Source organism: Roseicitreum antarcticum, assembly GCF_014681765.1.
GTDB lineage: Bacteria > Pseudomonadota > Alphaproteobacteria > Rhodobacterales > Rhodobacteraceae > Roseicitreum > Roseicitreum antarcticum.
This window is the reverse complement of record NZ_CP061498.1, coordinates 349,808-372,453: the sequence shown is the minus strand read 5'-3', so window position 1 is coordinate 372,453 and position 22,646 is coordinate 349,808. Positions and strand designations below refer to the sequence as shown.

Here is a 22,646-nt window from a genome sequence, read left to right as displayed (position 1 = left end):
AGATCGAAAGCGCCGCCTGTGGCATCGCGTCCGATAAATCGGATTTGAAACGTATGGCAGACCGGATTAACTTGAAAACTGTTCGCATTGCACCGATATTATGGGTAACAGGCGGGTCACCCGGCCCGAACTGATGAAATAGCATGGAGGCAATGAATGGCACAGTATCAAACGATGCGCGGCAGCGTAGCCGGTACGGGCGCTTCGCGGATCGATGCGGGTCTACGGGCCCATATGAACAAAGTTTACGGTCTGATGTCGGTCGGCATGGTGCTGACCGCGCTGGCAGCTTGGGCAATTTCCGGCCTGGCAATGACGTCCGACCCTGCGGGCGCTGCCGCGCAAATCGGCGAAGGCCGCTATCTGACCGACCTCGGCGTGTTGCTTTACACCACCCCGCTGCGCTGGGTGATCATGTTTGCGCCGCTGGTCATGGTGTTTGGCTTTGGGATGGTGGCCAACAAGCTGTCGGTCGCCGCAGGCCAGACATATTTCTACGCGTTCTCGGTCCTGATGGGTCTGTCGATCAGCTGGATTTTCCTGACGTTCACCGCGATGTCCATCACGCAGACCTTCGTGGCAACCTCGGTCGCGTTTGCGGCGCTCAGCCTGTACGGCTACACGACAAAGAAGGATCTGTCCGGCTGGGGCACCTTCCTGATGATGGGTGTGATTGGCCTGCTGGTTGCCATGGTGCTGAACATCTTCCTGCAATCGCCTGCAATCATGTTCGCCGTGTCGGCGCTGGGTGTGCTGATCTTCGCAGGTCTGACCGCATATGACACGCAGTCGATCAAGAACGAATATGTGGAGCATGCCGCACATGGTGATCAAGAATGGCTGGATAAATCCGCCACGATGGGCGCGCTGCGGCTGTACCTCGACTTCATCAACATGTTCATGTTCTTGCTGCAATTCATGGGCAACCGCGAATAAGCGCGCCATGATCTGAGGCAACAGCTGTGAAAAATGCAAAGGCCGGGGGAAACCCCGGCCTTTTTTGATACGCCTCACCCTGCCGATTCTCTGGTTGGGACGGCTGATGAAGCAGCGCGAATGCTCGACTGCGATCTCCCGCGCCTCGCCCACCACAGCGCGGCTGACCAGACCGCGCCGGGACTGCCCACGCAACAGATTTTCGCATCAGGCCGCACGGGCACAGGACAAGGGGATGGTGCGCCCCACGCGATGCAACACGGGCCACAGGTGTTGCAGCGCGATGCCGTAGGGCAGATACCGCACCGATGGTGGTCACGGCTTTGGTGCCCAGAATGCGCCCCTGCCCCGCACCGCCCGTTCACCAAAGTCGGATCGGCACCGCAGGTCTGCCGATAGGTCGTGGTCTTGCAATCGACGAAAAACAGCGCGGGTATGCCCCGCGCTGTTTCACCACTTGCCTGCCTCTTCTTGCCGGTACCGGCTGCCGACTTAAATCGGTCCCTACCAGGTAAAACTGCGCCCAACGGTCAGCCGCACATCGCGCCCGCGCCGCAGTTCGTTGTTGGCCAAGTCGCCGCCAAGGATGTTGCGATAGTTCTTGTCGAACACATTGTTCACCGCCAGTTGGATCTCCAGCCCGGCAAATGCCCCCGCATCCGGGCGCCAGGTTGCGTAGAGATCGTTCAGCCCATAGCCCGGGAAGGCATCTCCACTGGCCCGTTGCGCCGCGCGCACGAAGGTCCCGCGCCAGCCGAATTCCAGCGTCTGATCCAGGGCGCGCCCGCCCAGTTCCAGCACCAGTTCATCTTGCGGGGTAGAGTTCAGGCGCGCACCCGTGGTCGTGTTGGTGCCCTTGATGCGCGACACGGCAAAGTTCCCAAACACCCTGTCGGAATCGTAGCCGCCCTCGACCTCGATACCATGGATGCGCGCGCGCGAGACGTTGATGTAGGACGGGGCGCCCCCAGCCAGCGAGCGTTCGATCCGGTCGTTGATCCGGTTGTCGAAGGCCGTCACCTTGAATTCCAGCGTGTCGCCTGACGTGAACAGGTCGCGCCCGCTGTAGGAGAAGCCCGCCTCTACGGTGCGCGCCCGCTCAGGCCGCAGGTTGGGCGAAATCAGGCCGCCCTGGAAGCCCTCGTTGAAAAGTTCGTCCAACGACGGCGCACGTTCGGTCTGCGCAAGCGAGCCGAAGACTGCCCAGGTCTCGTTGAAGCGATAGTGCAGCGACAGCGATGCCGCGTTGACCCTGCGCGACTGTGCTGTGGCTCCGGTCAGGGATGTCACCTCGGATGACGGATTCAGATCCACCTCGTCCGACCGCAGGCCCAACACGGCGGTAAAGCGGTCATCCCAGATGAATTCATTCTGCAAGAACACGCCAACGCGCCGGTCCGTGCCTTCGGGGTGGCTGCCACGAATACCCATATCCGTGCGGTGCGACCGTTCCTGCCGCGAGGCTTCGACACCCACCGTCAGGTAGTTCTGCCACTGCTCACCTTCGAAGGTAAAGCGGTTTTGGGCGCGCAGGCCCAGCGTGCGGTACTGGTAGAACCCGTCGGCGAACAGATTGCTGGGAATCGGCGCGGTGGCGTTTGCCTGTTCTACTTCGGTATCCGAGAAGGTCAGTTGCACCCGCGTATCCAGCAGCGGGTTGCCGCTGGCCGGGTTTTCCCAGACGATCTGCGCGGTATCGTCCTGCACCTTGCGGTCCACCAGCCCAAAGACCGCGGCGCCGATGTCGGCAGCATAGTTCGCCCGCGCCTCGTCGCTGTACCAACGCGACAGCGAGAAGCTGAGGCGTTGTTCGTTATTCGCGCCAAAGCGGTAAGTGCCCTTCAGCAGGCCCGAGGTCGCGGACATGCCCGACCCTTCGATCTCGGTGCCGTTGCCGGCGGTGTAGTCACCTTCGATCCGGTGGCTCAGCGCGGCCAGAACCTCGACCTGTTCGCCGAACCGCTGCGCCATGATGACCGAGCCGAAGCCGCCCAATCCGTTGCTGTTGGCCCCGCCCTTCAGGCGCAGCGCGGTATCCGCGCCATCGGTCAGGAAGTCGCCCGCGTCCTTCGTCTCGAACGCCACGACGCCACCCAACGCGCCCGAGCCATAGAGCGCTGAGGACGCCGGGCCGCGCAGCACTTCGACCCGGCGGTAGAGTTCGGGCTCACCGAAAAACTGCCCCAAACGATATTGCTGCGAGAATTTCTGCACCCCGTCGACCGAAACAATCACGCGGTTCTGGTCCGATGCTTCGGCCGAACCGACGCCGCGGATGTTGAAAGACTGCCCGGTCATGCGGTCGCCGCCAAAGGCCGTGACGCCCGGAATGGTGCGGAACAGATCGCCCGGCTTCGATGCCTGTTCGCGGTCGATGTCTTCTTGTTCCAGGGTGCTGACCGCCTGCGGTGTGTCGATTGCCACGCGTGCCCTGCCAAAGCCCAGCACCAATCGCCCGAGGAAAGAGCCGGTTGCAGCGGTGTCGGTCGTGCCGAAATCCTGCGCCAGCACGGGCTGCATGCCCAGCAGCAGCGCCGGAACGGCAATCGTCGCAAGCAGGCGCGCGCGGCGCCTTTGGGTCGTATCCATCAGTATCCCCTTGATTTCGTGATTTTTAGCTGGCGATACTGCTGGCGTCCTGCGGCTCAGCTACAATTCCCGATCAAAAGTGTCAAGAATTATTCAGGCAATTTCCGTGGCCTGCGGCAGGATAAACGCACCGCCTGCGGGCGGCAAGACTGACACGCGCAGCCCGCAGCCGTAGGCGCGCGACAGATGCACATCGGTCAGGACCTGCGCTACCGAACCCTGCGCCAGCACCCGACCGTCAAGCATCAGGACTACCTGGTCTGCAAACATGGCGGTCAGATTCAGGTCATGCATCACCGCAACGACCCCGCCGCCCGCGCGGGCGAAGTCGCGCGCCAGATGCATGATCTGCAATTGATGTCCGATATCCAGCGCCGCGACCGGTTCGTCCAAAAACAGCCAGCGCGCCTGACCATCCACCACCGGCTCCCATACCTGCACCAGCACGCGGGCCAGCTGGACCCGCGCCTGCTCGCCGCCCGAAAGCTCCTGAAAAAACCGCGCGCCATAGCCTGCCAGTCCCACACGGGCCAAAGCCCGGGTCGGCAGTTCGACGGAATCGGCGCGCAGGGCCGACCGGCCAAGGACGCCCAGCCGCACAACCTCGTGCACGGTGAAGGGAAACGCCAGCTGACTGGCCTGCGGTAGCACCGCCCGGCGTTCGGCCAGCACCCAGGGCCGCATGGCGCGGGTGTCCTGCCCGTCCAGACACACGGTGCCGGTCGATGGCAGGTCGCCGGTGACGGCGCGCAAAAGCGTCGTCTTGCCTGACCCGTTGGGTCCGACAATCACACTCACCTGCCCTGCCGCCGCGCTCAGCGCGGTGTCGTGCAAAATGGTTTTGCCGCCCAGAACGACAGTGATGTGCTTTGCGTCCAGCATGGCCCCTCACATATCCACGATGCCGCGACGACGCAGCAATATCCACAGGAACACCGGCCCACCCAGCACCGCGGTCACGATGCCTATTGGCAATTCGGCTGGCGCAATGACGAGCCGGGCGATCATATCCGCCAGCAGCAACAGCCCTGCCCCCAGACAGGCCGCCGCAGGTAACAAAAAGCGGTGGTCCGGCCCCATCAACAGGCGCAGCAGGTGCGGCACCACAATGCCGATGAAGCCGATGCCACCCGACACCGCCACCGCCGCCCCGGTGGCCGCAGCGACCGTCAAGATTGCCAGCGTCTTCATGCGTTGCACAGCGATGCCCATATGCGCCGCCGCCGCCTCGCCCAGGGCCAGCCCGTTGAGCGCGCGTGCCAGCATCGGCGCGGCGATCAGCGCGGCCAGCATGATGGGCGCGGCAGCGGCCAGCTTCGTCCAACTGGCCCCGGCAAGTGAGCCAAGCCCCCAGAATGTCAGGTCGCGCAACTGCTGATCGTCGGCGATATAAACCAAGATCCCAGTCAGCGCGCCCGCCAGCGCTCCCAGCGCGATACCCGCCAGGAGCATGGTCGCGACCGAGGTCCGGCCCTGCCGGGTCGAGACACCATAGAGGATCATCGTCGCGGCCCAACCGCCAAGGAATGCAGCAAGCGGAATGATATGCGCGCCGACCATTGCCAAGACGGCTGCTGGCAGGAAGCTGCCCAGCACGATGGCAAGCACCGCGCCCAGCCCGGCACCGGCCCCGACGCCCACAATGCCCGGATCAGCCAGCGGGTTGCGGAACAGGCCCTGCATCACCGCGCCCGACACTGCAAGCGACGCGCCGACAAGAAGGCCGGTGAACAAGCGCGGCAGCCGGATATCGAAAATCACGACCTGCTCACGCAGCGATAGCGCCTCGCCCGACCACAGCTTGCTCAGGACTTGCGGCAGGGACACGCCCGCCGCGCCGATTCCCATGGAAGCGAGGGCGGTCATCGCCACAAACACCACCAGCACCGCCATTGTTACCCTTGCGCGCAGGGAACGATCGCCCGAAGGGCCACGCATCGCATGTGGGCCGGTTGGCCGCGCCCGATCAGACCCACCCATCGACAGCATCGCCATGCGCTCACCCTTCCTGGCGCGGCGGGGTCGTGGGATAGACCGCATCATGCAAAGCTCGCGCAGCCTCGGCGGTTCGGGGGCCGAAGCCCAGCAAGAAAATGCCGTCCATCCGCACGATACGCCCCGATTGCGCCGCAGGCGTCAACCCCAGTGCGGGATGGGCCCGGATGCCATCATCCGAAAGTGCGTGCGCGCCGTCGCGGTCCATCATCAAAATCACATCGGGCGCGGCGGCAGCAATTGCCTCATCAGTCAGCAGGCGATAGCCCTCAATATCGTCGAAGGCATTCACCGCCCCGGCAAGTTCAATCATTGCCTCGGCCCCGGTGCCGGCACCTGCGGTGTTGATCCGCCCGTCCTGCGCCGACAGGATGAACATCACGCGTCTTGGCGCGCTCACCTGCGCGGTCACCTGCGAGAGATCGTCAAATTGGGCCTGCAACCGGGCAACCAGCGCCCGTCCGGCATCCGCAGCATCCAGCGTTTGCGCTATAGTACTGACACGCTCCATCACGGAAGCGACACTCGTTTCCTCGGTGACTTGCACGAAGGGGATCTTGGCATTTTGCATGATCGCGATGGTTTCGGGCGGGCCGGACCCCTCGGACGCAATGATAAGATCTGGATCCAGCCGCAACAGCCCTTCGGGCGACAGGGCGCGCATGTAGCCGACATCGGGCAGATCATTGACAGCAGGCGGGAAGCTGGCAGTCGTGTCGCGTCCCACCAACCGGTCCTCTTGGCCCAACGCATAAACGATCTCTGCCAGCCCGCCGCCCACGACGACGACACGGTCCTGCGCGGCGACAGGGGTGGCCACAGCGGCGGCTAACAGAAACGGAGCCAGCAGGGACCGGATCATGATGCCCCTCCCGCCCCAACCGCGATCTGACGCGGCAGGCCGGGCAGCAGCGCGGCAAACGCCTCGGCTTCCGGGGCACGTTTGGCGAAGATCTGCACGATCAGCGCACCGTCAGCGGCAAAGGCCTCGACCGAATGCACCAGGCCGTGTTTCGTGGGTTTCGTGACATGCCAGACCTCGGCGATGTGATCAGCGCGCAGGTGCAGGTTGAAACGGGGGTCCAGAATGTTGAGCCACGGGCCCATGGGCTCTACGCGGTGGATCGTGCCGCTGTGGATCTGGATGCAGCCCTGATTGCCCACAAACAGCATCAAGGGCACCGATTGCGCGGCGCAGGCATGCAACAGGTCGGTAACCGCCTGCGGCGCCAGCGCCTCGACCCAAGGATCGCCCACCGTGCGGTAGGCGCCAAGCCGGTTCATCTTCACTTTGGAGACCAGCCGCAGGAACTGATGCGTATCGGTCATTGCCGCCCATTCGCGGTGCAGGTCCGCGCGCTTGTCCGGGCGGGCCTGCGCGGCCTCTACCGGCGTGCGCGGGGTCAGCGAAATGGTATCGGATTGATCGGCAAGCCGCAGCTCTGCCACCAGCGCGTCAAAGGCCGCAACGTCAGAGGCATCAGTCAGCCAGACCTTGTGCACTGCATCCCCTGCCGCATCGAAAATCTGTACCGAGGGGCGCGGGCCGCCCAGCAACGCAAAGCCGTGCACCCAGTGGCGCGGAAACATTCGCAGATCAATCTCTGACCCCAGCACCATCGAAGCATGGTTGCCCGAATGGTACCCCTCATACGACCCGCAGCGTTCATGCACGACCGAAGCGTTGCGCGTCAAAGCCATCACATCGCCCAAAGCATGAATCGCGGGCATCAGCCGGTCAAGGATCGGGTCGATGCGGATAACCTGCGCGCCGTCCACATGGGCGGCGACCAGCGCGCCCTCGGCCACGCCAAGGATTTCGGCCAGATCGCGGGCGCGCAGCTTTGGCCGATCCAGCCGGGCCTGCCGCAGGGTTGCGGGATCGGCATGGTCAATCGAATCGAGGGTGTCGAGGGTCATTCCAGTGCTCCTGTCAGTCGCTTGCAATAGGGTATGCGCGTGTCTGGCAATAAGGCTGGATGGCGCGAAACGGTGGGACCGCTTCAATCTTGACAGATTTACTAGGATAATGTTAATCGCGATTCAAGCGGAAAACCCGCCCTGCCAGCCGACGCGCCAGCTTTTCACAAGATCGTACCTAAATGAAAGGCGGATTGATGCGCGTCCCCCCTCTGGCCCTCGGCCTTCCCATCGTGCTGTGCGTATTTCTGGGCGTATCCGCGCACCCGGCCCCCGCCCAGACTGCGGCTGCGGCTGCGGCTGCGGCTGCCGAAGATGCGACACCCAGCCCTTCCCTGTCGATCCGGCTGGATCAGACCACGCAGTTGGACGGCCAGTGCCAGCTGATGTTCGTGCTGGAGAACCGGATGGGTTCGGGGATCGACGCACTACGGGCCGAAACCGTGCTGCTCAACCGAGAAACCCGGGTGCTGCGCCTGACGACGCTGGATTTCCAGGCGCTGCCCAAGGGCGCGCTGCGGGTCCGCAGTTTCAATCTGCCCGGGGTCCAGTGCGAAGAGATTGGGCGCGTGCTCATCAACGCGCTGGGGGTATGCACCCCGCTGGACGCCAGCGCCTGTAGTGCGGCGCTGGAAGTCGACAGCGCCACCGGCATCGAGGTGCTGAAATGAACGGCGCGGTCGATGCTCTCGTGTTTCAGATCGGCGCGCTGCTGGCGCTTGGCGGCCCGGTGGTGGCGGTTCTGGTGGTCATGTCGGTAATCGCGCTGGCGTTAATCCTGGTGAAGCTATGGCAGTTCCAGCGCGCTGGCGTCGGGCGGCACAAGGTGCTGATCGCGGCTTTGGACATGTCGGATCGCGGCAGGGTGCAAGCTGCCCGTCTGCATGCAGCGCAGAGCGGCAACCACCTGGCGCCCCTGACAGTGCTGGCCCTTTCGGCAGCCGCTTCGAACCCTGACAATACCGACGCCCTGCGCGCCCGCCTGACCGGGCTGGCCGAAGCCGCGATCAGCAGGCTGCAAACAGGTTTTCGGGCTCTGGACAGTATCGCGCAGGTAGCGCCCCTGCTGGGACTGTTCGGCACGGTGCTGGGAATGATCACCGCCTTCCAGTCCTTGCAAGATGCAGGCAGCAGCGTCGACCCTTCGGCGCTGGCCGGCGGGATCTGGGTAGCGCTGCTGACCACGGCAGTCGGGCTTGCGGTGTCGATGCCGGTCGCGCTGATCCTGACATGGTTCGAATCCCGCGTCGCGCGCGAAGGACAACTGGCCATGCAGATCATTGACGTGGCGCTGTGTTCGGGCCTGGGGTCGGATTGCCCCTTCACCGAATCCGACATCACGCGGCAAGCTAGGACTCATCCTGCCGCCGCAATACGGGCTGGGCAGGCCCATGGCTGACCGTCTAGCCCCCGCGATCCGGCGTCGGCGGTTGTCGATGACCTCACTGATCGACGTGATCTTCCTGCTGCTGCTGTTCTTCATGCTCAGCTCGACATTCGCACGGCAGGGCGAACTGCCGCTTGACCTTGCGATGGGCGGGGCGGCGCAAACGCCACAGACCCCACCGCTATTCGTACAGCTGCGCGAAGACGGCCTGCGACTGAACGGCACCGAGGCGTCAGTTGATGTTATGAATGCCGCCCTGCAAGACGCCGAGGCCGGAATGGTGCTTGTTTCCATGGCCCCCGGCATCACGGCGCAGGCGCTTGCCGAGGTGCTGCATCTGGTGGGCCGCAACTCTGGCTGGTCGGTCGCAGTGATCGGGGGCGCATCATGAGGCGCAGCCTTGGTCATATCCCCCGCACACAGCCCGAGCCGACGATTGCACTGATCAACATCGTCTTTCTGATGCTGATCTTCTTTCTGATCGCGGGCAGCATCGCGCCCAGCCCAGACCCCGATGTGCAACTGGTCACCCTGTCCGAGATCACGACAGAACCGCCACGCGATGCGTTGGTGCTGCTGGCCGATGGCGCGTTGCGGCTCAACGGCTTAGCGGTCAGCGCCGGTCAGGCCGTGTCACAGTTGGCGGGAACGACAACCGTGCGTGTCTTGCCCGACCGCGCCGCACCCGCCGCCGATCTTGTCGCGCTGGCGCAACAACTGCGCGCGGGTGGGGCGGAAAAGCTGATGATTGTGACGAGCGAGGCGCTGCAATGACCCCCGGGCGGCATAACCATGCCAGACCATCGCCAAAAGCACCAAGCGTCGGGGAAAGCCGCGCCAGAACGGAACAGTCGCGCCAGATACTTGCAGCGCGTGCAAGGCGGTGCGCATGAACGCCGCCGCCGTTTTCCGTGCCTGCCCAAAGGTCGATGGCTGCCCGATGGTGACAGCCCGGCATCTGCGCAGACTGCAAGGTGGTCCAACGGCACGTGCGCTTGCGCTGGCCGCGGCCCTGTCGCTTGTGGCCCATCTGGGCGCGATGGCCGCCCTCAGTCCCCGCGCCACGACCAAGATCAGCGGCGGTGGTGAGGCCGCACCCACCGCGCTTGGTACGCATTTCGAGGATTTCACCGCAGGAGGGCTGGCCGCCGCTGTCCCTGAGGTCACCCCGCCCACTCCGCAAGGTATTCTGCCCGCCGAGGAACCCGCAGCACAGCCCGCTACACAGACAAACGAAGTGTCTGCCGCACCCACGGTTGCACCGCAACCGCCGCCCCCCGCCGTAACGCCGACACCGACGGAACCGATAATGCCAGCCCCGCCGACGATTGCCCAATCGGAGGCTGGACCGGCTGAGAGTGCCCGACCCGAGGATACAAAGTCAGCGCATGCTCCCCTCGTTGCGCCAGCAACGCACGCACCCAAAGCCCCCGCCCCGGCAATCTCAGCGCCGGTTGTTGCGTCGCCGTCTGTCACGGTGTCGCCCCTCACACCCACGCCCGACACGCCTATATCCCCGATGCCGACACCCGCCGCGCCGCCGCCAACCTCGGGCGCGTCTCAACTCGTCGCGCCATCAGCCAGCCAGCAGACGGCGGATACACCGGGTCCGGCCGAAGCGGTTGAGACACCAACCGCACAGCTCTCGAATGCTAGCGAGCAGCCCGTGCAAGCCCCCTCTGACACTGCGCCAATGCATGCCGCCGCGCCGGATGTGGCGGCGCTGCCTCCGCGTATCCCCGCGACGCCACCGGTTCAGCCCGCCAATATGGCCGAAACATCTGCCGTGGAAATCCCAGTCATCGAAGCGGAGACTGCGGCGACTACTGCACCTGACAGCAGCCCACGTCCGCCATCCCGCCCCGAACAGCCGCCCACAGAGCGGGCAGAGACGCAGAGGGCGCGCGTGCAGCCACACGCACAACCGCCTTCACCCGCAGGAAATGCCCAGCAAAATGCGCGGCGCGGTGGGCAGCAGGACCAGGGAGGGCAGACCGCCAGCGCCGCCCCGCCCCGCGCCAATGCAGAACAGGAAGGCAATGCCGCAGCGTCAAACTACCCCGGCGAGGTTCTGCGCCGCATCCAGCGCGTGCGGCAGGCGCGCAGCCCGGCGCGCGGAAGGGTTATGGTGGCGTTCACTGTCGCGTCGGGGGGCGATCTTACGGTGGTCTCGGTTGCGCAAAGTTCGGGCAACCGGGCGCTGGATCAGTTGGCGTTGGCGCATATCCGCCGCGCCGCCCCTTTTCCCGCCCCACCGCCCGGTGCCCGGCGGCAATTCAGCTTCGAGTTCGTTTCGCGCTAGAAGCGCACCGGCGCGCGCCTCTGGTTGCGCGTCAGGCATGCAGCGGACACGGTGCGTCAGCATAAGGCTTTGCCGCGTGAGGCACGGCGCCTCCTACCCCGCGCACCCCGCCCGCCCCCGCAATATCGCCGCCACGCCATTGGCCCGCGCGTCGATTTATGCCACGAAGGATGGGTAATCAGACGGAAAGACGCAGATGCCCAACCCGCTTTATGATGCCCTCATCGGCCCCCACAGCACCTCAGACGCGGTTTTCTTGCATCTCGCCTGTGGGAGTGACGTCAGTTTCCGCGCGTTTGCCGACATGGCAGGTCGCATGGCGGCAGCCCTTGCCGCCGCTGGCCTGGCGAAGGGAGACCGGGTGGCGGTGCAGGTCGAAAAGTCCGCCCCCGCCCTCGCTGTCTACGCTGCCTGCGTGCAGCGCGGGCTGGTGTTCCTGCCGCTCAACACCGCCTACACGGGCGCAGAACTGACATATTTCATGACAGACAGTGGCGCGCGCGCGCTGATCTGCGACGCGGCCGCCGCGCCCGCGCTTGCCCCCGTGGCGGCGCAGACCCCGGCCACGCTAATGTCGATGGCGGCGGATGGGACGCTCGACACCGGCGCCCCGGCACCGCCCTGCCCCGACAAAGTGATCGATTGCAGCCCGGATGATCTTGCTGCGATCCTATACACTTCGGGGACCACGGGGCGGTCGAAGGGCGCGATGCTGACCCATCGCAACCTTTTGTCCAACGCCCAAAGCCTTTGCGACATATGGGAGATCACCGACGCAGACCGGCTGCTGCACGCGCTGCCGATCTTTCACACCCATGGGCTGTTCGTCGCCATCAACACCAGCCTGTTGGCGGGGGCTTCGGTGATTTTCTTGCCACGCCTCGACATGGACGACCTGATCCGCTGGCTGCCGCATGCCACCACGATGATGGGTGTGCCGACCTTCTACACACGCATGCTAGCCGATCCGCGCGTAACCCATGACCTGGTTGCGCATATGCGGCTGTTCATCTCGGGCAGTGCGCCCTTGCTGGCGCAGACTCATGCAGATTTTCTGGACCGGACTGGGCACCTGATCCTGGAACGCTACGGCATGACGGAAACCAATATGATCACCTCGAACCCGCTGCGGGGTGACCGCGTGGCGGGCAGCGTGGGCCTGCCCCTGCCGGGCGTGGAAGTACGCATCACCGAACCCGCAACCGCCGACACCCCGCCCACCATCGTGGCGGACGGCCAGACCGGGATGATCGAACTCCGCGGCCCCAATGTCTTTGCGGGCTATTGGAACATGCCCGAGAAGACAGCCGAAGAGCTGCGCCCCGACGGCTGGTTCCTGACCGGCGATCTGGGCTGCATCGATGCGAGGGGCTATCTGCACATCGTCGGGCGGGCGAAGGACCTCATCATAACCGGCGGGTATAATGTCTACCCCAAGGAGATCGAACTGATGCTCGACGCCCTGGCCGAAGTGGTGGAATCCGCCATAGTCGGCCTGCCGCATCCCGATTTGGGCGAGGCCGTCGTGGCCTTCGTCGTGCCGCAGCCCCACCACCCGCCAGATGAAGCTGGGCTGCTGGAACGCATCAGCCCACAGCTTGCCCGTTTCAAACACCCGCGTGCGGTGATCTTCGTGGCGGAACTGCCACGCAACGTGATGGGCAAAGTGCAAAAGGCACAGTTGCGCACCGATTACGCGGAACATTTCGCCGATTGACACCTGGACCGCACGCCGCCGCTGGAACGCACTGACTGGTCGCCCGGCCATGTGCCTAGGCAGCCCTCAGCCACCGGCATTCGCGATGGGGTGAGACAGCGCGGTCATGATACCGCGTAGCTCTGCCAGACCCTTCAACCGCCCAATGGCCGGATAGCCGGGTTGCGCGCGGCGGTGTAGGTCATCAAGGATATCCTGCCCATGATCGGGGCGCATCGGGATCGAATGATCTGCCCGCCGCGCCGCGCGGCGCTTGGCTTCTTGCCGCAGCACCGCGGCAATCAGCGCGACCATGTCGGTATCGCCGCCCAGATGCGCAGCCTCGTGGAAGCTCGACATCAGTGCCTTACCCTCGCGGGTCACGTTGCGAAGATGCAAGAAATGCACCCGGTCGCCCAGCCGGTCCATCATGCCCGGCAGGTCGTTATCCGCCCTCACGCCCAGCGAACCCGAACACAGCGTTATCCCATTGGCGGGCAGATCGACGGCCTCCATGACATGGACATAATCCGCCTCAGTCGACATAACGCGCGGCAAGCCCAGCAGCGGGAACGGCGGATCGTCGGGGTGGCAGCACAGCCTCAGCCCCAGCTCTTGCGCCACCGGCGCAACCTCGGACAGAAAATCGACCAGGTGGGCACGCAACTGCTGTTCCGGGATTACGGCATATTCCGCCAGATGGACACGAACATCTTCCAGCGTGAAGTGCTCGGCAGCGCCGGGCAGGCCGAAGACGACATTGCGCGCCAATGTCGTGCGCGCTGCATCATTCATCGCGGCAAAACGATCGGCGGCCTGCCCTGTCACCGTGTCAGGGAAGTCCTCAACCGCACCGCGGCGTTGCAGGATGTGAATGTCGAAAGCGGCAAAGTCGATCAAGTCAAAGCGCATGCAGGTCGCGCCGCTGGACAGCCGGTAAGCCAGATCGGTGCGGGTCCAGTCCAGTACCGGCATGAAGTTGTAGCAGACGACCTCGATCCCCGCATCGCGCAGGTTGTGCAGCGAGCGCTTGTAATTCGCGATATGCGCCCGCCATGCGCCACGTTGTTTCTTGATGTCCTCGGACACCGGCAAGCTTTCGACGACATCCCAGCTTAGCCCCGAGGGCGCGCCGTCGCGCATGAACGCGATGTCGCGCTGCCGCTGCGAGATGGCCTCAGGCGTCCAGACGGCGCCGGTCGGAATGTGGTGCAGCGCGCTGACCAAGCCCTCAACCCCGGCCTGAAGCATGTCATCCACCGACACCTGATCCTTCGGGCCGAACCACCGCCATGTCTGACGCATATCGTCTCTCCTGATTGCCATGCCATGCAACACCGCAAGGGGCCGCACCTCGATTTGGTTCCTAGCATTGATCAGCCCTGTTGACTAGTATGCAAGAATACCAGTTAAACCACATGCCCAATACCGGAACATCTATCAAAGCGCCAGTTTCAACCGGTCCGACATCGCGTCGCGCCGCCCCTGCACGCCCCTGCGGCAGTCTCCGCACCGCCACCAAATCACTGATCTACCGGAACGCGCCAGCCGCTTGCACAGCGTTTTCCAAACAGCTATCACGCACCTATGGTCCCGTAGCTCAACCGGATAGAGCACCTGACTTCTAAGCCGGAGGTCTGGGGCCAGAAGAATATGGAACTACAGACGGTTAGGAAAACCTCAGCGGCTTGCGAACCGTTTTCCGAACCGTTATCAAAGAGCCACGGTCCCGTAGCTCAACTGGATAGAGCACCTGACTTCTAATCAGGATGTTGGGGGTTCGAGTCCTCCCGGGATCGCCAACCTTCCTTCACATTCTTTTCAACCTGCTGTATCCCTTTATCATTCTAGGATGAGGGATATAGGGTGCAGTTAAATTTAGATTTCGGTAGGGGCCTCGGTGCCCAAGTAGATTTGCAGAACATTTCGGACGACCAGTATGCTCGCATCCAGGCCTATTTTGTCCCTTTGATCAATGATCCCCGCGTGCAGAGCCGTGAGGCCATCGGTGGTGCGTTCGTGTTTGCGACCAATCTGTGCCCAGACGCAAATCCCTCCGACATTTGGCACCACGTTCTTTACAGGACCTACACCCGGGAAAAAGTTGGCACCAACCCAGAACAAAGTTGGGTCAGAACCTCGGGCGAAGGGTATGAGATTGCGCTAGTGGAACGGTATAATCCGGTGCTGGCTGCTCACGGAATCCGCATGTCCAGTCTTATCTCCGGCAAGGCGAAAGTCAGCGCTTTGGACCGAATGGGACTTACTGGCAGAATCGGAGGCAGCAAGGTTGACGTGATGATCGAGAAGGACGGGGCAGGCTTATCCCGTGGGCGCGACGGTTTTGGCGTGGTGGGCGGTATCCACGCCAAGGTTAGCCTCGCTGAGAGAGTTTCAGATGATATTCCCGCCAGCAGAATCATGATGGCCGAAGGGCTATTGAGTGTGCTGTCTACTTTGGACGTTAAGTCCTTTCCACCACCCCACGGTGACCTTGTGAACCGTGGCGAGTTGGGCACGTTGACCAACCCGTCCGACAAGCGCCGCTACATCGAAGGTCATGGCGACTTTTCGGCATGCTTCAGTTATAATCTTCGCACCACACCCTCCGCCGAAACCACAGCAAGTGGCCGTAGCATTTATGTAAGCGGCTTCGCTGGTGCTAATGACCACTTCACCGATTACCTCTTGGCGGAACTGACTTAGCCAATGGCAGCTTTAAGAGCCTTTGCCATCGCAAAGCCAAGCAACGGAGGAACGGCGTTCCCGATCTGCCGAAACTGGACAAACTGAGAGCCCGGAAAACGATAGGCGTCAGGGAACGACTGGAGCCGGGCTGCCTCTCGCACGCTCACAAATCGGTCAATGCCCGGATGAACAAAGTCGGAGCAGTCTCTAGCCATGTGAGCGACAACCGTGTGGGAAGGCCTGTCCCAATGCAATCTACGGTATTTGTTAGCGAAGCCTTGACTGTCCAAAAATGTCATCACCTGCTCTGGTGTGGTATGGCCCGCTTTCAACATTTCTCTCAACGCAGTTTCCTTTATCCGGTCCTGCTTCCGGCATTCATCAGGGTTGCGCATTCCGGCACCACCCATCATTATATCAATTAGATCGTCCGGCAACCCCCCGTCCGCTAACCGTTCCTCTATCTTTGTGCCATAATCTCCGGGATGTAGCATTGCGAGGCGAAGTCGCCGAATGCCCAGCATTCGCTTGGCAGAGTGATGCGTTAGCTCTGTTTCGTTTCCCCTCATCAAATTTTGATAAGGGGTCAGGTCAGTGGCTGCATATTCAAGATGCTGCTGCGTGTCACGCGGTGCAAGCGCTTCCTTGGGCAAGTCCGAAATGGCATCACGAACAGTTAGGGCTGGCGATGCTGCGGGCTGATCAAAAAACAAGGACGGCTGATCATTCAAGAGAACTCCCGTTCGCTTTCCGTTCATGTGAGTTGGAACAGGGGGGGCAATTCGCTGCCCATCAGCCGCTCCAAAGATGAATACCCGCTTCCGGTGTTGCGGAACGCCAAACTCGCAGGCGTCCAAGGTCACAACGTCCGCCGCATAGCCCAACGCTTCGGCCCTAGAAACCATGTCAGCAATAACCGCCCCGCCTGCCATAGAGATAAGCCCGGTGACGTTCTCAATTAGGAAGGCTTTGGGCCTAAACTCTTCAACGAACCCGAAGTAGGGCACGTAAAGCTGGTTGCGGCTGTCATCTTCCCGACGCTGACCGTAGGTAGAAAAGCCTTGGCAGGGTGGTCCGCCAATCACCGCGTCGACCTCGCCCCGCTTTATTCCAAGGCCAGCCCTGATCTTAGCTGGGTCAACGGTTTCAATGGGATCATCGGAGCAGATCGCTCCCGCGTGGTTGAACTCATAGGTTCGCAATGCCGGGGTTTCGTGGTCATTCGCGTAAAGTGCGGAGAACCCCGCTTGGCGGAAGCCCTCACTTAGTCCACCGGCCCCACAAAATAGATCAATTGTTTTCATGTCTGCCGTCCCGTTTCTTCTATTCTGCTTAACGGTCGGCGATATCCCCTGCGTCTTAGAGAGTGACCCACTTGCCTCCAGCCGTTTCTTCGATTCTTCCAATTGTGTACTCCTTGGTGTTTGCCACAAAATGTGCCTTGTGTTCCAGTCTTGATCTTTGGCGCAAAGCGAAAGGCTAGCGGGGCAGTTGCAGGTCTCGCGCGGTGACGCTGGCAGACGGGGGAATGTTCAAGTCATCACCTCCCGAGAATGTGAACAAAGAGAGAACTAACTTTCGGTTTAGTGCCGTGCGCCAAGCCAGTAAAGGCTAATCCTCGGTTGAAACCGAAGACTTCCGTTAAACACGAAGGAGTTTCGCAGGAGGCGCGCGACACTCGCCCAGAGGGGCCACGCGGCGGACATGTTGGCGGCGTTCCCGATGCGGCTGATGTATCGGCAGGCGGTCCCGGCCTCGTGGACCACGACCCCGCCGGGGAGGTCGCGCCGCTCCCGCTGGGCGCGGCGTCAGAGCGCTGCGGCGGCGGATAGATGTATTCGCACTTGACAAAATGTAAAAGATGTGAGGCGGTCAGCGCCAGCAAAACGCACACCATCAGTGGGTAAACTTTCTCTGGATCGGTGCGCGAATCAGGATTATACAGATCGAAGGTAGGCAATGGAGAAGCGCAGCCGCTTAAGTGTCCCCTCTGAAAGGGGGATGGCCCTGAGAGGGGTGCGGCTAAACCCAGCCTAATCGCGGTAAGTCACGCCGATCCGCGAGCCGACATTAGCAAGTGTAACCCCGGTTGCGCTGGCGTGTCGGCTTTTTTGCGTGCCCGAGTGGCCCGTGCCGCCTGCCAGCGCTCCAAACAATGGAGTGGTGCTACATGGCACAGAATGACGAAGATTTTCAAATCTCACTTGAGGATCAAGGCTACGCCCCGACGATGCTTGAGATAAATGCGGCGGTGCGCACTTTGAACGCCGCTCGCTTCTACCTCTCAGCGGAAACCCTTGGCTTTGCGGCAGGTCAAGGAATGCGGGTCTGCCCGATGATTTATGGTTCCAGCGGGACTGTTTCCTTCCTGAAGGATGATTGGGTTCAGACCATCCTTGATGCTGGCGATATGTTGAATGCCGCCCTTCAAGCCTATCCGTTTCTGACGGCAGATTGGTGCAGCGATTTCTCTAAATTGGAAATCAGCATCGCCTAAAACCCCGCGCCGCCCGTCGCGAGGTCGGGCGGCGCATTTCAAACATTATCGAAGGATTGCCATCATGGCTACCTATTGGCGCGGCCTTGGCCGCAACTACACCGAAACCACCGCCCGCTGGGTGTTGCAGGAGGCCGCGATGCGCGGGCTCACGCTCCACGACTATGTCTGCGGGATGTGTCAGCTCACCGATCTCGGGGTCACTTCCGAGAACGCGGTGCTCACGCTCAAGCCGCTCATCCCCGACGCGCACCTGCACTACAACGAGCACGGCGGGAGCAAAGAGAAGTTTGCGACTTGGGAAGCGTGGTTCAGCAAGCGGCTGCGCAACCGCATCACCTACTTCTTCCACAAGCACCGGCCTGAGGGCGGCGTCCGCCGCTGCTGGGGGGAGTGGCCGCTGCCGGTCCCGGATCGTCTCAGGATCGCGCCGGTGCTCCTGTCTGCGGCGGAGTAACTGGACCGGCGCGGCGTATCAGTGGATGCGTCGCGCCTGCTCGACAAGGGCGGCGGTGGCGACAAAGCAGCCGTAGGCTTGGAGGACCCGGCGCGACAGCGTGCCCGGGTTCGTCCGCACGACCATCTCCGGGTGGCGCTGACAGTCTGCCCAGACCAGCTTGCCCTTGGGGGTCAGCCGGAAGGAGATAATGCCCACCATCGCGCCCAGCTCCTGCGGGTTGACGCAGTAGGCGTGGGCGAACCGTAGGATGGACTGCACGTCTGGCCATGCGTCGGGGACGCAGCGCGCCGCGTAGCGAAGGAGTGCGTCCTGCGCCAAGAGAAGCTCGGGCGGGAACACGGCAGCCATGCCCGCGACAATCTGCCGGTCGCGCGAGGTTCGGGTCAGGTTGTCCATCATGCCCCGCGCGATGCGCCGGAGTAGGCCGCGCCCAAGAAATCGCCCTGCACGATGGCCGGGACGAAACCCGGCTGTACCGTAGCGGCGACCTGCGTGGCCGTGAATCCGGCGAACGGGGTGTCCATCCGGGCGACGTTGGCAGTGCCTGCGGCAGCGAGGGCATTGGCGGCGGCGATGGCCGCCGGGCCGGATGCGGCATCCACGAGGGCGGCGTGGATGCCTGCGATGTTCTTCATGTGGGATGCGCCGTTGGGGCGGGTCACGAGGTAGAGGGGCATGGGGTCAGTCCTTGTCCTTGATGGCGAGCTTCAAGCGGTCCAGCGGGCGCGACCGCCCGGCCTCCCACTCGCGGTTGCGGTTGATGGCGCGCTGGGCAGCGGTCTTGACGGCGGCGATGGCGCTCTGGACTCCACGCACCTCCTCGCCCACGAGCCGGTCGGCAAGGTCATGGGCACTGAACGGGCGGGAGCGCGCGGGCATCCGGTCGATCACGGCGACAAGCGCCGCGCCCAGAACCTTGTTGTTAGTGGCGGCGGCAAGCAGGGCGGCGTTCTTGAGCTCCACGATGCCTGAGCCGGTAAGCTGCTGCTGGTAGTTGGTGCGCTCCGGCGTCCCGAGGCCCGCGCGGGCGAGGACCGAAACGGGGCTGGCCCAGAGCTGGGCGGTCGTGGCGAGGCTGTCCGCCGCGGCGTTCAGCTCCTTGAGGTGTGCCCAGCGGGTGTCAGAGGAGTTGGTGGCGACCTCGCGGCGGGCGGTCGCTGCGGCCTTGTCGGCGGCGGCGCGCTGGTCCTTCGGGTCGAAGCCCGCCCGGGCCATGCTGTCGGATGCGTCGGTGGCGCGCGCGGCGATGCCTGCGTCCAGCGTGTCGATCAACTGGCCGAACTTCTCAGCGCGGCGGGCCGCGACCTCGGCAAGGCTGATGACCTCCGCCGTGGCGAGGATCGGCCTGTCGGTGATGTTGAGGGGGAGGGATGGTGCGGGGTCGGCCATTGTGGGCTCCTCTTGCCGGGCGCACCGCCATTGGTGGCCTCTGCCGCGAAGATAGCGCGCCGGTGGTGGATTGGGCGACCATTATCTATTGTTGTCAGTGGGTTGGACTACAGCCACCACGTATACTGCGGGTCCCCCGCCTTCCCCGGCGCGGCGCGGGCAGCCTTTGCGCTGGTCACGGGCAGGTGTGCCTCGGGCTCCTCTGCTGTCAGCCCAACCGCCATCCCGATAACGATGGCGGGTGCGCAGGTTATGAGTGCGACGACAGCCCGCAACCCGCCGGGCGGGGTCCAGTCCTCCACGGCCCGGGCCTCATACCCCATGTTCCTGAGCAGGCCCGCCGCCGTGTCGTATGCCTCAAGGCGCGTCTCCATCAATCGCCCCGCGTCGTGTCGCGCGCGCCGGGGATGCGCTCCACCGTCTCGGACCGCTGGGGGCCAATGTCCTCATGCTCAAGGAACTCCTCCATGGACAGACGCTGGGGCACGACAAGGACGCCCGCGCCCACGTTCACCTGAACGGACGGCGGAAGCGGCGTGTCGATGTAGTCGTGCCGGGCCTTCAAGAGGAAGATGTTGGCGACCACGTTGCCCTCGTTTGCGGCAAGGCGGAGGTTGCCCACGAGCTGGTCGTGTTCGATGGCGCGGCCCCGTTCCAGCGCCTCCAAGACCTCGGGCTGGCGGTCGCGGCACCGACGGAAGGCGTCCCTGCCCATCCGCAGGGCCTTGGCGATGGTCACGACGGAACAGCCCCGCGCAGACAGCTCCTCCACGATCTTGAGTCCCTTCGCCCCGATCCGGTATTCCGACTTGCCGACATCGTTCACCACCCGGCGGGCGGGCAAATTGTCCAAGTATTCAGTGCTGCCCATTGGCGGCCTCCCTTTCCATCTCATTGCAGATGCGCTGCACCACGGATTTGCCCACGCGAAGCTCGCGGGCGATTGCGTTCTGACCGACACCCCGGCTCCGGAGCGACTGGATTGCGGCAACTGTGCCGTCTCCAGTAGGCGGACGCCCGAGGCGCTTGCCCCGGGCGCGGGCGACGGCGAGCCCGGCCAATGTGCGCTCAACGGTCATGTCGCGCTCAAAGGCGGAAAAGACGCTGGCCATGCCCAGAAGCGCCCGGCCCGCCGGGGTCTGGGTGTCCACGGCCTCCCTGTCCAAGTAGAGGTCGCACCCGATCTGGCGCAGCTCCTCGAACAGGGTGGCAAGACCGGAGAGGCTCCGGCCAAGGCGGGACACGTCAACGGCAGCGATCAGGTCAACCCTCCGCCTCCGGGCGTCGTCCATCATCCGGTCCAGCTCCGGACGAGAGGACCGCGCGCCGGATGCCTTCTCGACATACTCGTGCGCTACGGTCCAGCCCGCCCGCGCCGCCACCTCGCGGAGCCGGAGAAGCTGGGGCTCAAGGTCCTGTCCAGCGGTCGATACTCTCGCGTAGAGGGCCACGCGGCGGGCGGTCACGGTGCCACCTCGCGCGGGTCGCGGGCGAGCTTGTTGCCGTCCGCGTCATACCAGCCGGGCTCGGGACCGACGCCCAAAGGGTGGTCAGGTGCCGGGCCGTGGGACTGCGGGCCGTGGGTGCCCGGCGCGAGCCAGTACCGCTCCACCGTCCCAGAGGCCGCGACGTGGTAGAACTCCCGCTGCCCGGGGACGATCCCCGGGACAAACTGCTGCATCTTGTCTTCCATGCTGCCTCGCCGGGTCATGCCGATACCTCCGCCTTCGCGCCAGCGCGCGGGGTGTGGGGCTGCGGCGCGTCCATCCCGGCGGGCAGCACGAGGTGGTAGACGTGGAACAGCTCCTCCGGGTCGTAACCGTTGGCGAGGTTCTGGGCGAGGAGCGCCGCCTTGTCGCTCGCGTCCTCGGGGTGACTGTCGGCATGGAAGGTCCCTTGGCCCGCGTAGTCGGTGGCGAGCCAGCGGTGGTATCCGTCCTCAAAGGTCGTGCGGATGCCGTAGCCCTTCTGGTGGTTCATGTCCCACGACAGGCCCGACTTGATCGTCACGACCTTCCACGGGGTCAGGGCCTCCCTCAGCTCCGCCATGGATGCGCCGCCGGGGCGCGAGAGGAAGTCCACGAGAAGGGCTTGCTTTGTCCCGGCGCGGCACGGCTTAGCCTCCGCCTTAGGCGCGAGGTTTATGCCACGAGAACGGCGCGGGGCTCTCGCTGCCTCCGCTGGCGCAGGGGCTGCCTCGGGGGCGGGCGGGACCTCTGGTGTGGCGGCGGTCGCGGGGGTGCCGTCCTGCCCAGCGGAGAGGGCCGCGAGGTTAGCCCAGATGCGGCGGGCGGCGGTCGCGCGGTCGGGGAAGCGCTTCACGGCGGCGATGCCCAGGGGCGCGGCGGTCGCGGCGAACAGGGCGGTGCCCTGCGCCATGGTCAGGCCGGTCAGGTCCTCCTCGATCAGGACCAGTAGGTGGTCCTGCGTGTCTGCGGCGGCGGTCGCGTCGTCTGCGGTCGAGTGGAGGGCGAAGGCGGCGGTGGCGGCGTCCACGGTTGCGAATGTAGTGGTCATGTTGTTCTCCATTTCTCGGGTTGGAGTGGGGTATAAAGATACCTCACTAGGGGAACTTACCGTGAGCGCTGGCCATTCGTCTAGCCGGAAAACGTCCACTTATCGGGCGGTTAGCGGTCTGGTGGCGGGTGCCCAGAAACGTGGGGCCGCGCGTGTGGCGGCGGCAGACCCTTTTCCGGGCGGGCCTTTTGTGGCCGGGTCCGGGCGGTGCTGTAGGCAGGCGGAGCGGTGGCGATGGTGCCGAAGGCTGGTCCTTTTTTGTGGAACGCC

25 protein-coding genes and 1 tRNA gene are annotated in these 22,646 nt (G+C 63.8%); 11 read left to right on the top strand and 15 right to left on the bottom strand.

From position 1 onward, the window contains the following. Window positions 1-156: 156 nt before the first annotated feature. A complete protein-coding gene (locus H9529_RS01750) occupies window positions 157-936 on the top strand; it encodes a Bax inhibitor-1/YccA family protein (protein ID WP_092885949.1) in 780 nt (259 codons plus the stop codon). A gap of 504 nt (window positions 937-1,440) precedes the next feature. On the opposite strand, the gene H9529_RS01745 is transcribed toward H9529_RS01750, so the two are convergent. From H9529_RS01745 to H9529_RS01725, 5 genes are all read right to left on the bottom strand, one after another. Next, entirely contained in the window at window positions 1,441-3,525 is a 2,085-nt protein-coding gene (locus tag H9529_RS01745) for a TonB-dependent receptor domain-containing protein (protein WP_092885947.1), read from the bottom strand. A gap of 93 nt (window positions 3,526-3,618) precedes the next feature. Further along, window positions 3,619-4,407 carry a heme ABC transporter ATP-binding protein gene (locus H9529_RS01740; protein ID WP_092885945.1) on the bottom strand — a complete coding sequence of 263 codons (789 nt, stop codon included), beginning with the start codon at window positions 4,405-4,407 and terminating at the stop codon, window positions 3,619-3,621. Between the two features lie 6 nt (window positions 4,408-4,413). Beyond that, window positions 4,414-5,505, bottom strand: a complete 1,092-nt coding sequence (locus tag H9529_RS01735) for a FecCD family ABC transporter permease (RefSeq protein WP_397544892.1) — start codon at window positions 5,503-5,505, stop codon at window positions 4,414-4,416. Window positions 5,506-5,524: 19 nt separating this feature from the next. Continuing rightward, the gene (locus H9529_RS01730) at window positions 5,525-6,382 is read right to left on the bottom strand and encodes a heme/hemin ABC transporter substrate-binding protein (protein WP_092885943.1); all 858 of its coding nucleotides are present in this window, start codon (window positions 6,380-6,382) and stop codon (window positions 5,525-5,527) included. Continuing rightward, window positions 6,379-7,440, bottom strand: a complete 1,062-nt coding sequence (locus H9529_RS01725; protein ID WP_092885941.1) for a hemin-degrading factor — start codon at window positions 7,438-7,440, stop codon at window positions 6,379-6,381. Before H9529_RS01725 ends, H9529_RS01730 begins: the two co-directional genes overlap by 4 nt. A 197-nt stretch (window positions 7,441-7,637) precedes the next feature. Between H9529_RS01725 and H9529_RS01720 the strand changes: the two genes are divergently transcribed. The 6 genes from H9529_RS01720 (at window position 7,638) to H9529_RS01695 (ending at window position 12,846) form a co-directional block, all read left to right on the top strand. Beyond that, a complete protein-coding gene (locus tag H9529_RS01720; RefSeq protein ID WP_143033462.1) occupies window positions 7,638-8,111 on the top strand; it encodes a hypothetical protein in 474 nt (157 codons plus the stop codon). Further along, a complete protein-coding gene (locus H9529_RS01715) occupies window positions 8,108-8,839 on the top strand; it encodes a MotA/TolQ/ExbB proton channel family protein (RefSeq protein WP_092885937.1) in 732 nt (243 codons plus the stop codon). The genes H9529_RS01720 and H9529_RS01715 overlap by 4 nt, the downstream gene beginning before the upstream one ends. Further along, window positions 8,832-9,218: an ExbD/TolR family protein gene (locus H9529_RS01710; RefSeq protein ID WP_223814263.1), complete on the top strand. Its 387-nt coding sequence runs from the start codon at window positions 8,832-8,834 to the stop codon at window positions 9,216-9,218. Before H9529_RS01715 ends, H9529_RS01710 begins: the two co-directional genes overlap by 8 nt. After that, window positions 9,215-9,601, top strand: a complete 387-nt coding sequence (locus H9529_RS01705; protein WP_092885935.1) for an ExbD/TolR family protein — start codon at window positions 9,215-9,217, stop codon at window positions 9,599-9,601. Before H9529_RS01710 ends, H9529_RS01705 begins: the two co-directional genes overlap by 4 nt. Before the next feature lie 115 nt (window positions 9,602-9,716). Beyond that, window positions 9,717-11,129 carry an energy transducer TonB family protein gene (locus H9529_RS01700; RefSeq protein ID WP_092885933.1) on the top strand — a complete coding sequence of 471 codons (1,413 nt, stop codon included), beginning with the start codon at window positions 9,717-9,719 and terminating at the stop codon, window positions 11,127-11,129. A gap of 196 nt (window positions 11,130-11,325) precedes the next feature. Beyond that, window positions 11,326-12,846 (top strand): AMP-binding protein, encoded by a 1,521-nt coding sequence (locus tag H9529_RS01695; protein ID WP_092885932.1) that lies wholly within the window; start codon window positions 11,326-11,328, stop codon window positions 12,844-12,846. Between the two features lie 66 nt (window positions 12,847-12,912). Here the strand turns inward: H9529_RS01695 and uxuA are convergent, their stop codons facing one another. After that, window positions 12,913-14,130, bottom strand: coding sequence for a mannonate dehydratase (gene uxuA / locus H9529_RS01690; RefSeq protein ID WP_092885930.1), 1,218 nt, complete (start codon window positions 14,128-14,130; stop codon window positions 12,913-12,915). Between the two features lie 420 nt (window positions 14,131-14,550). Here uxuA and H9529_RS01685 point away from each other — a divergent pair. Together H9529_RS01685 and H9529_RS20560 are read left to right on the top strand one after the other, a co-directional pair. Next, window positions 14,551-14,627 (top strand) — tRNA-Arg (locus tag H9529_RS01685). 64 nt (window positions 14,628-14,691) lie between these two features. Beyond that, entirely contained in the window at window positions 14,692-15,531 is an 840-nt protein-coding gene (locus tag H9529_RS20560) for a BsaWI family type II restriction enzyme (RefSeq protein WP_223814262.1), read from the top strand. Here H9529_RS20560 and H9529_RS01675 read toward each other — a convergent pair. After that, window positions 15,528-16,817 (bottom strand): DNA cytosine methyltransferase, encoded by a 1,290-nt coding sequence (locus H9529_RS01675; RefSeq protein ID WP_092885925.1) that lies wholly within the window; start codon window positions 16,815-16,817, stop codon window positions 15,528-15,530. The two genes, H9529_RS20560 and H9529_RS01675, sit on opposite strands and share 4 nt — an antisense overlap. An 866-nt stretch (window positions 16,818-17,683) precedes the next feature. Between H9529_RS01675 and H9529_RS01670 the strand changes: the two genes are divergently transcribed. Together H9529_RS01670 and H9529_RS01665 are read left to right on the top strand one after the other, a co-directional pair. Beyond that, complete coding sequence (locus H9529_RS01670; RefSeq protein WP_092885923.1) at window positions 17,684-18,010, top strand: hypothetical protein; 327 nt, start codon at window positions 17,684-17,686, stop codon at window positions 18,008-18,010. A gap of 64 nt (window positions 18,011-18,074) precedes the next feature. Continuing rightward, the gene (locus H9529_RS01665; protein ID WP_092885921.1) at window positions 18,075-18,467 is read left to right on the top strand and encodes a hypothetical protein; all 393 of its coding nucleotides are present in this window, start codon (window positions 18,075-18,077) and stop codon (window positions 18,465-18,467) included. An 18-nt stretch (window positions 18,468-18,485) separates the two neighbouring features. On the opposite strand, the gene H9529_RS01660 is transcribed toward H9529_RS01665, so the two are convergent. The 8 genes from H9529_RS01660 to H9529_RS01625 form a co-directional block, all read right to left on the bottom strand. Further along, on the bottom strand, window positions 18,486-18,869 hold the full coding sequence (locus H9529_RS01660) for a hypothetical protein (protein ID WP_092885919.1): 384 nt from the start codon (window positions 18,867-18,869) through the stop codon (window positions 18,486-18,488). Continuing rightward, window positions 18,866-19,147: a hypothetical protein gene (locus tag H9529_RS01655; protein WP_092885917.1), complete on the bottom strand. Its 282-nt coding sequence runs from the start codon at window positions 19,145-19,147 to the stop codon at window positions 18,866-18,868. Before H9529_RS01655 ends, H9529_RS01660 begins: the two co-directional genes overlap by 4 nt. A 4-nt stretch (window positions 19,148-19,151) precedes the next feature. Continuing rightward, the gene (locus H9529_RS01650; protein WP_092885915.1) at window positions 19,152-19,859 is read right to left on the bottom strand and encodes a hypothetical protein; all 708 of its coding nucleotides are present in this window, start codon (window positions 19,857-19,859) and stop codon (window positions 19,152-19,154) included. A gap of 107 nt (window positions 19,860-19,966) precedes the next feature. Further along, on the bottom strand, window positions 19,967-20,233 hold the full coding sequence (locus H9529_RS01645; protein WP_092885913.1) for a hypothetical protein: 267 nt from the start codon (window positions 20,231-20,233) through the stop codon (window positions 19,967-19,969). Next, the gene (locus H9529_RS01640; protein WP_092885911.1) at window positions 20,233-20,730 is read right to left on the bottom strand and encodes a hypothetical protein; all 498 of its coding nucleotides are present in this window, start codon (window positions 20,728-20,730) and stop codon (window positions 20,233-20,235) included. Before H9529_RS01640 ends, H9529_RS01645 begins: the two co-directional genes overlap by 1 nt. Further along, window positions 20,717-21,325 carry a recombinase family protein gene (locus H9529_RS01635; RefSeq protein WP_092885909.1) on the bottom strand — a complete coding sequence of 203 codons (609 nt, stop codon included), beginning with the start codon at window positions 21,323-21,325 and terminating at the stop codon, window positions 20,717-20,719. Before H9529_RS01635 ends, H9529_RS01640 begins: the two co-directional genes overlap by 14 nt. Further along, window positions 21,322-21,552 (bottom strand): hypothetical protein, encoded by a 231-nt coding sequence (locus tag H9529_RS01630; protein ID WP_143033461.1) that lies wholly within the window; start codon window positions 21,550-21,552, stop codon window positions 21,322-21,324. The genes H9529_RS01635 and H9529_RS01630 overlap by 4 nt, the downstream gene beginning before the upstream one ends. A gap of 14 nt (window positions 21,553-21,566) precedes the next feature. Next, window positions 21,567-22,376 (bottom strand): hypothetical protein, encoded by an 810-nt coding sequence (locus H9529_RS01625; protein ID WP_092885905.1) that lies wholly within the window; start codon window positions 22,374-22,376, stop codon window positions 21,567-21,569. Window positions 22,377-22,646: the final 270 nt, after the last annotated feature.

Coding starts and splice junctions, on each gene's coding strand:
- H9529_RS01630 (WP_143033461.1), bottom strand. CDS start 21,552: ATGGAAGACAAGATGCAGCAGTTTGTCCCGGGGATCGTCCCCGGGCAG.
- H9529_RS01675 (WP_092885925.1), bottom strand. CDS start 16,817: ATGAAAACAATTGATCTATTTTGTGGGGCCGGTGGACTAAGTGAGGGC.
- H9529_RS01705 (WP_092885935.1), top strand. CDS start 9,215: ATGAGGCGCAGCCTTGGTCATATCCCCCGCACACAGCCCGAGCCGACG.
- H9529_RS01750 (WP_092885949.1), top strand. CDS start 157: ATGGCACAGTATCAAACGATGCGCGGCAGCGTAGCCGGTACGGGCGCT.
- H9529_RS01715 (WP_092885937.1), top strand. CDS start 8,108: ATGAACGGCGCGGTCGATGCTCTCGTGTTTCAGATCGGCGCGCTGCTG.
- H9529_RS01695 (WP_092885932.1), top strand. CDS start 11,326: ATGCCCAACCCGCTTTATGATGCCCTCATCGGCCCCCACAGCACCTCA.
- H9529_RS01700 (WP_092885933.1), top strand. CDS start 9,717: ATGAACGCCGCCGCCGTTTTCCGTGCCTGCCCAAAGGTCGATGGCTGC.
- H9529_RS01725 (WP_092885941.1), bottom strand. CDS start 7,440: ATGACCCTCGACACCCTCGATTCGATTGACCATGCCGATCCCGCAACC.
- H9529_RS01645 (WP_092885913.1), bottom strand. CDS start 20,233: ATGGAGACGCGCCTTGAGGCATACGACACGGCGGCGGGCCTGCTCAGG.
- H9529_RS01740 (WP_092885945.1), bottom strand. CDS start 4,407: ATGCTGGACGCAAAGCACATCACTGTCGTTCTGGGCGGCAAAACCATT.
- H9529_RS01720 (WP_143033462.1), top strand. CDS start 7,638: ATGCGCGTCCCCCCTCTGGCCCTCGGCCTTCCCATCGTGCTGTGCGTA.
- H9529_RS01650 (WP_092885915.1), bottom strand. CDS start 19,859: ATGGCCGACCCCGCACCATCCCTCCCCCTCAACATCACCGACAGGCCG.
- H9529_RS01670 (WP_092885923.1), top strand. CDS start 17,684: ATGGCACAGAATGACGAAGATTTTCAAATCTCACTTGAGGATCAAGGC.
- H9529_RS01730 (WP_092885943.1), bottom strand. CDS start 6,382: ATGATCCGGTCCCTGCTGGCTCCGTTTCTGTTAGCCGCCGCTGTGGCC.
- H9529_RS01745 (WP_092885947.1), bottom strand. CDS start 3,525: ATGGATACGACCCAAAGGCGCCGCGCGCGCCTGCTTGCGACGATTGCC.
- H9529_RS01710 (WP_223814263.1), top strand. CDS start 8,832: ATGGCTGACCGTCTAGCCCCCGCGATCCGGCGTCGGCGGTTGTCGATG.
- H9529_RS01660 (WP_092885919.1), bottom strand. CDS start 18,869: ATGATGGACAACCTGACCCGAACCTCGCGCGACCGGCAGATTGTCGCG.
- H9529_RS01735 (WP_397544892.1), bottom strand. CDS start 5,505: ATGGGTGGGTCTGATCGGGCGCGGCCAACCGGCCCACATGCGATGCGT.
- uxuA (WP_092885930.1), bottom strand. CDS start 14,130: ATGCGTCAGACATGGCGGTGGTTCGGCCCGAAGGATCAGGTGTCGGTG.
- H9529_RS01640 (WP_092885911.1), bottom strand. CDS start 20,730: ATGGGCAGCACTGAATACTTGGACAATTTGCCCGCCCGCCGGGTGGTG.
- H9529_RS01665 (WP_092885921.1), top strand. CDS start 18,075: ATGGCTACCTATTGGCGCGGCCTTGGCCGCAACTACACCGAAACCACC.
- H9529_RS01625 (WP_092885905.1), bottom strand. CDS start 22,376: ATGACCACTACATTCGCAACCGTGGACGCCGCCACCGCCGCCTTCGCC.
- H9529_RS01655 (WP_092885917.1), bottom strand. CDS start 19,147: ATGCCCCTCTACCTCGTGACCCGCCCCAACGGCGCATCCCACATGAAG.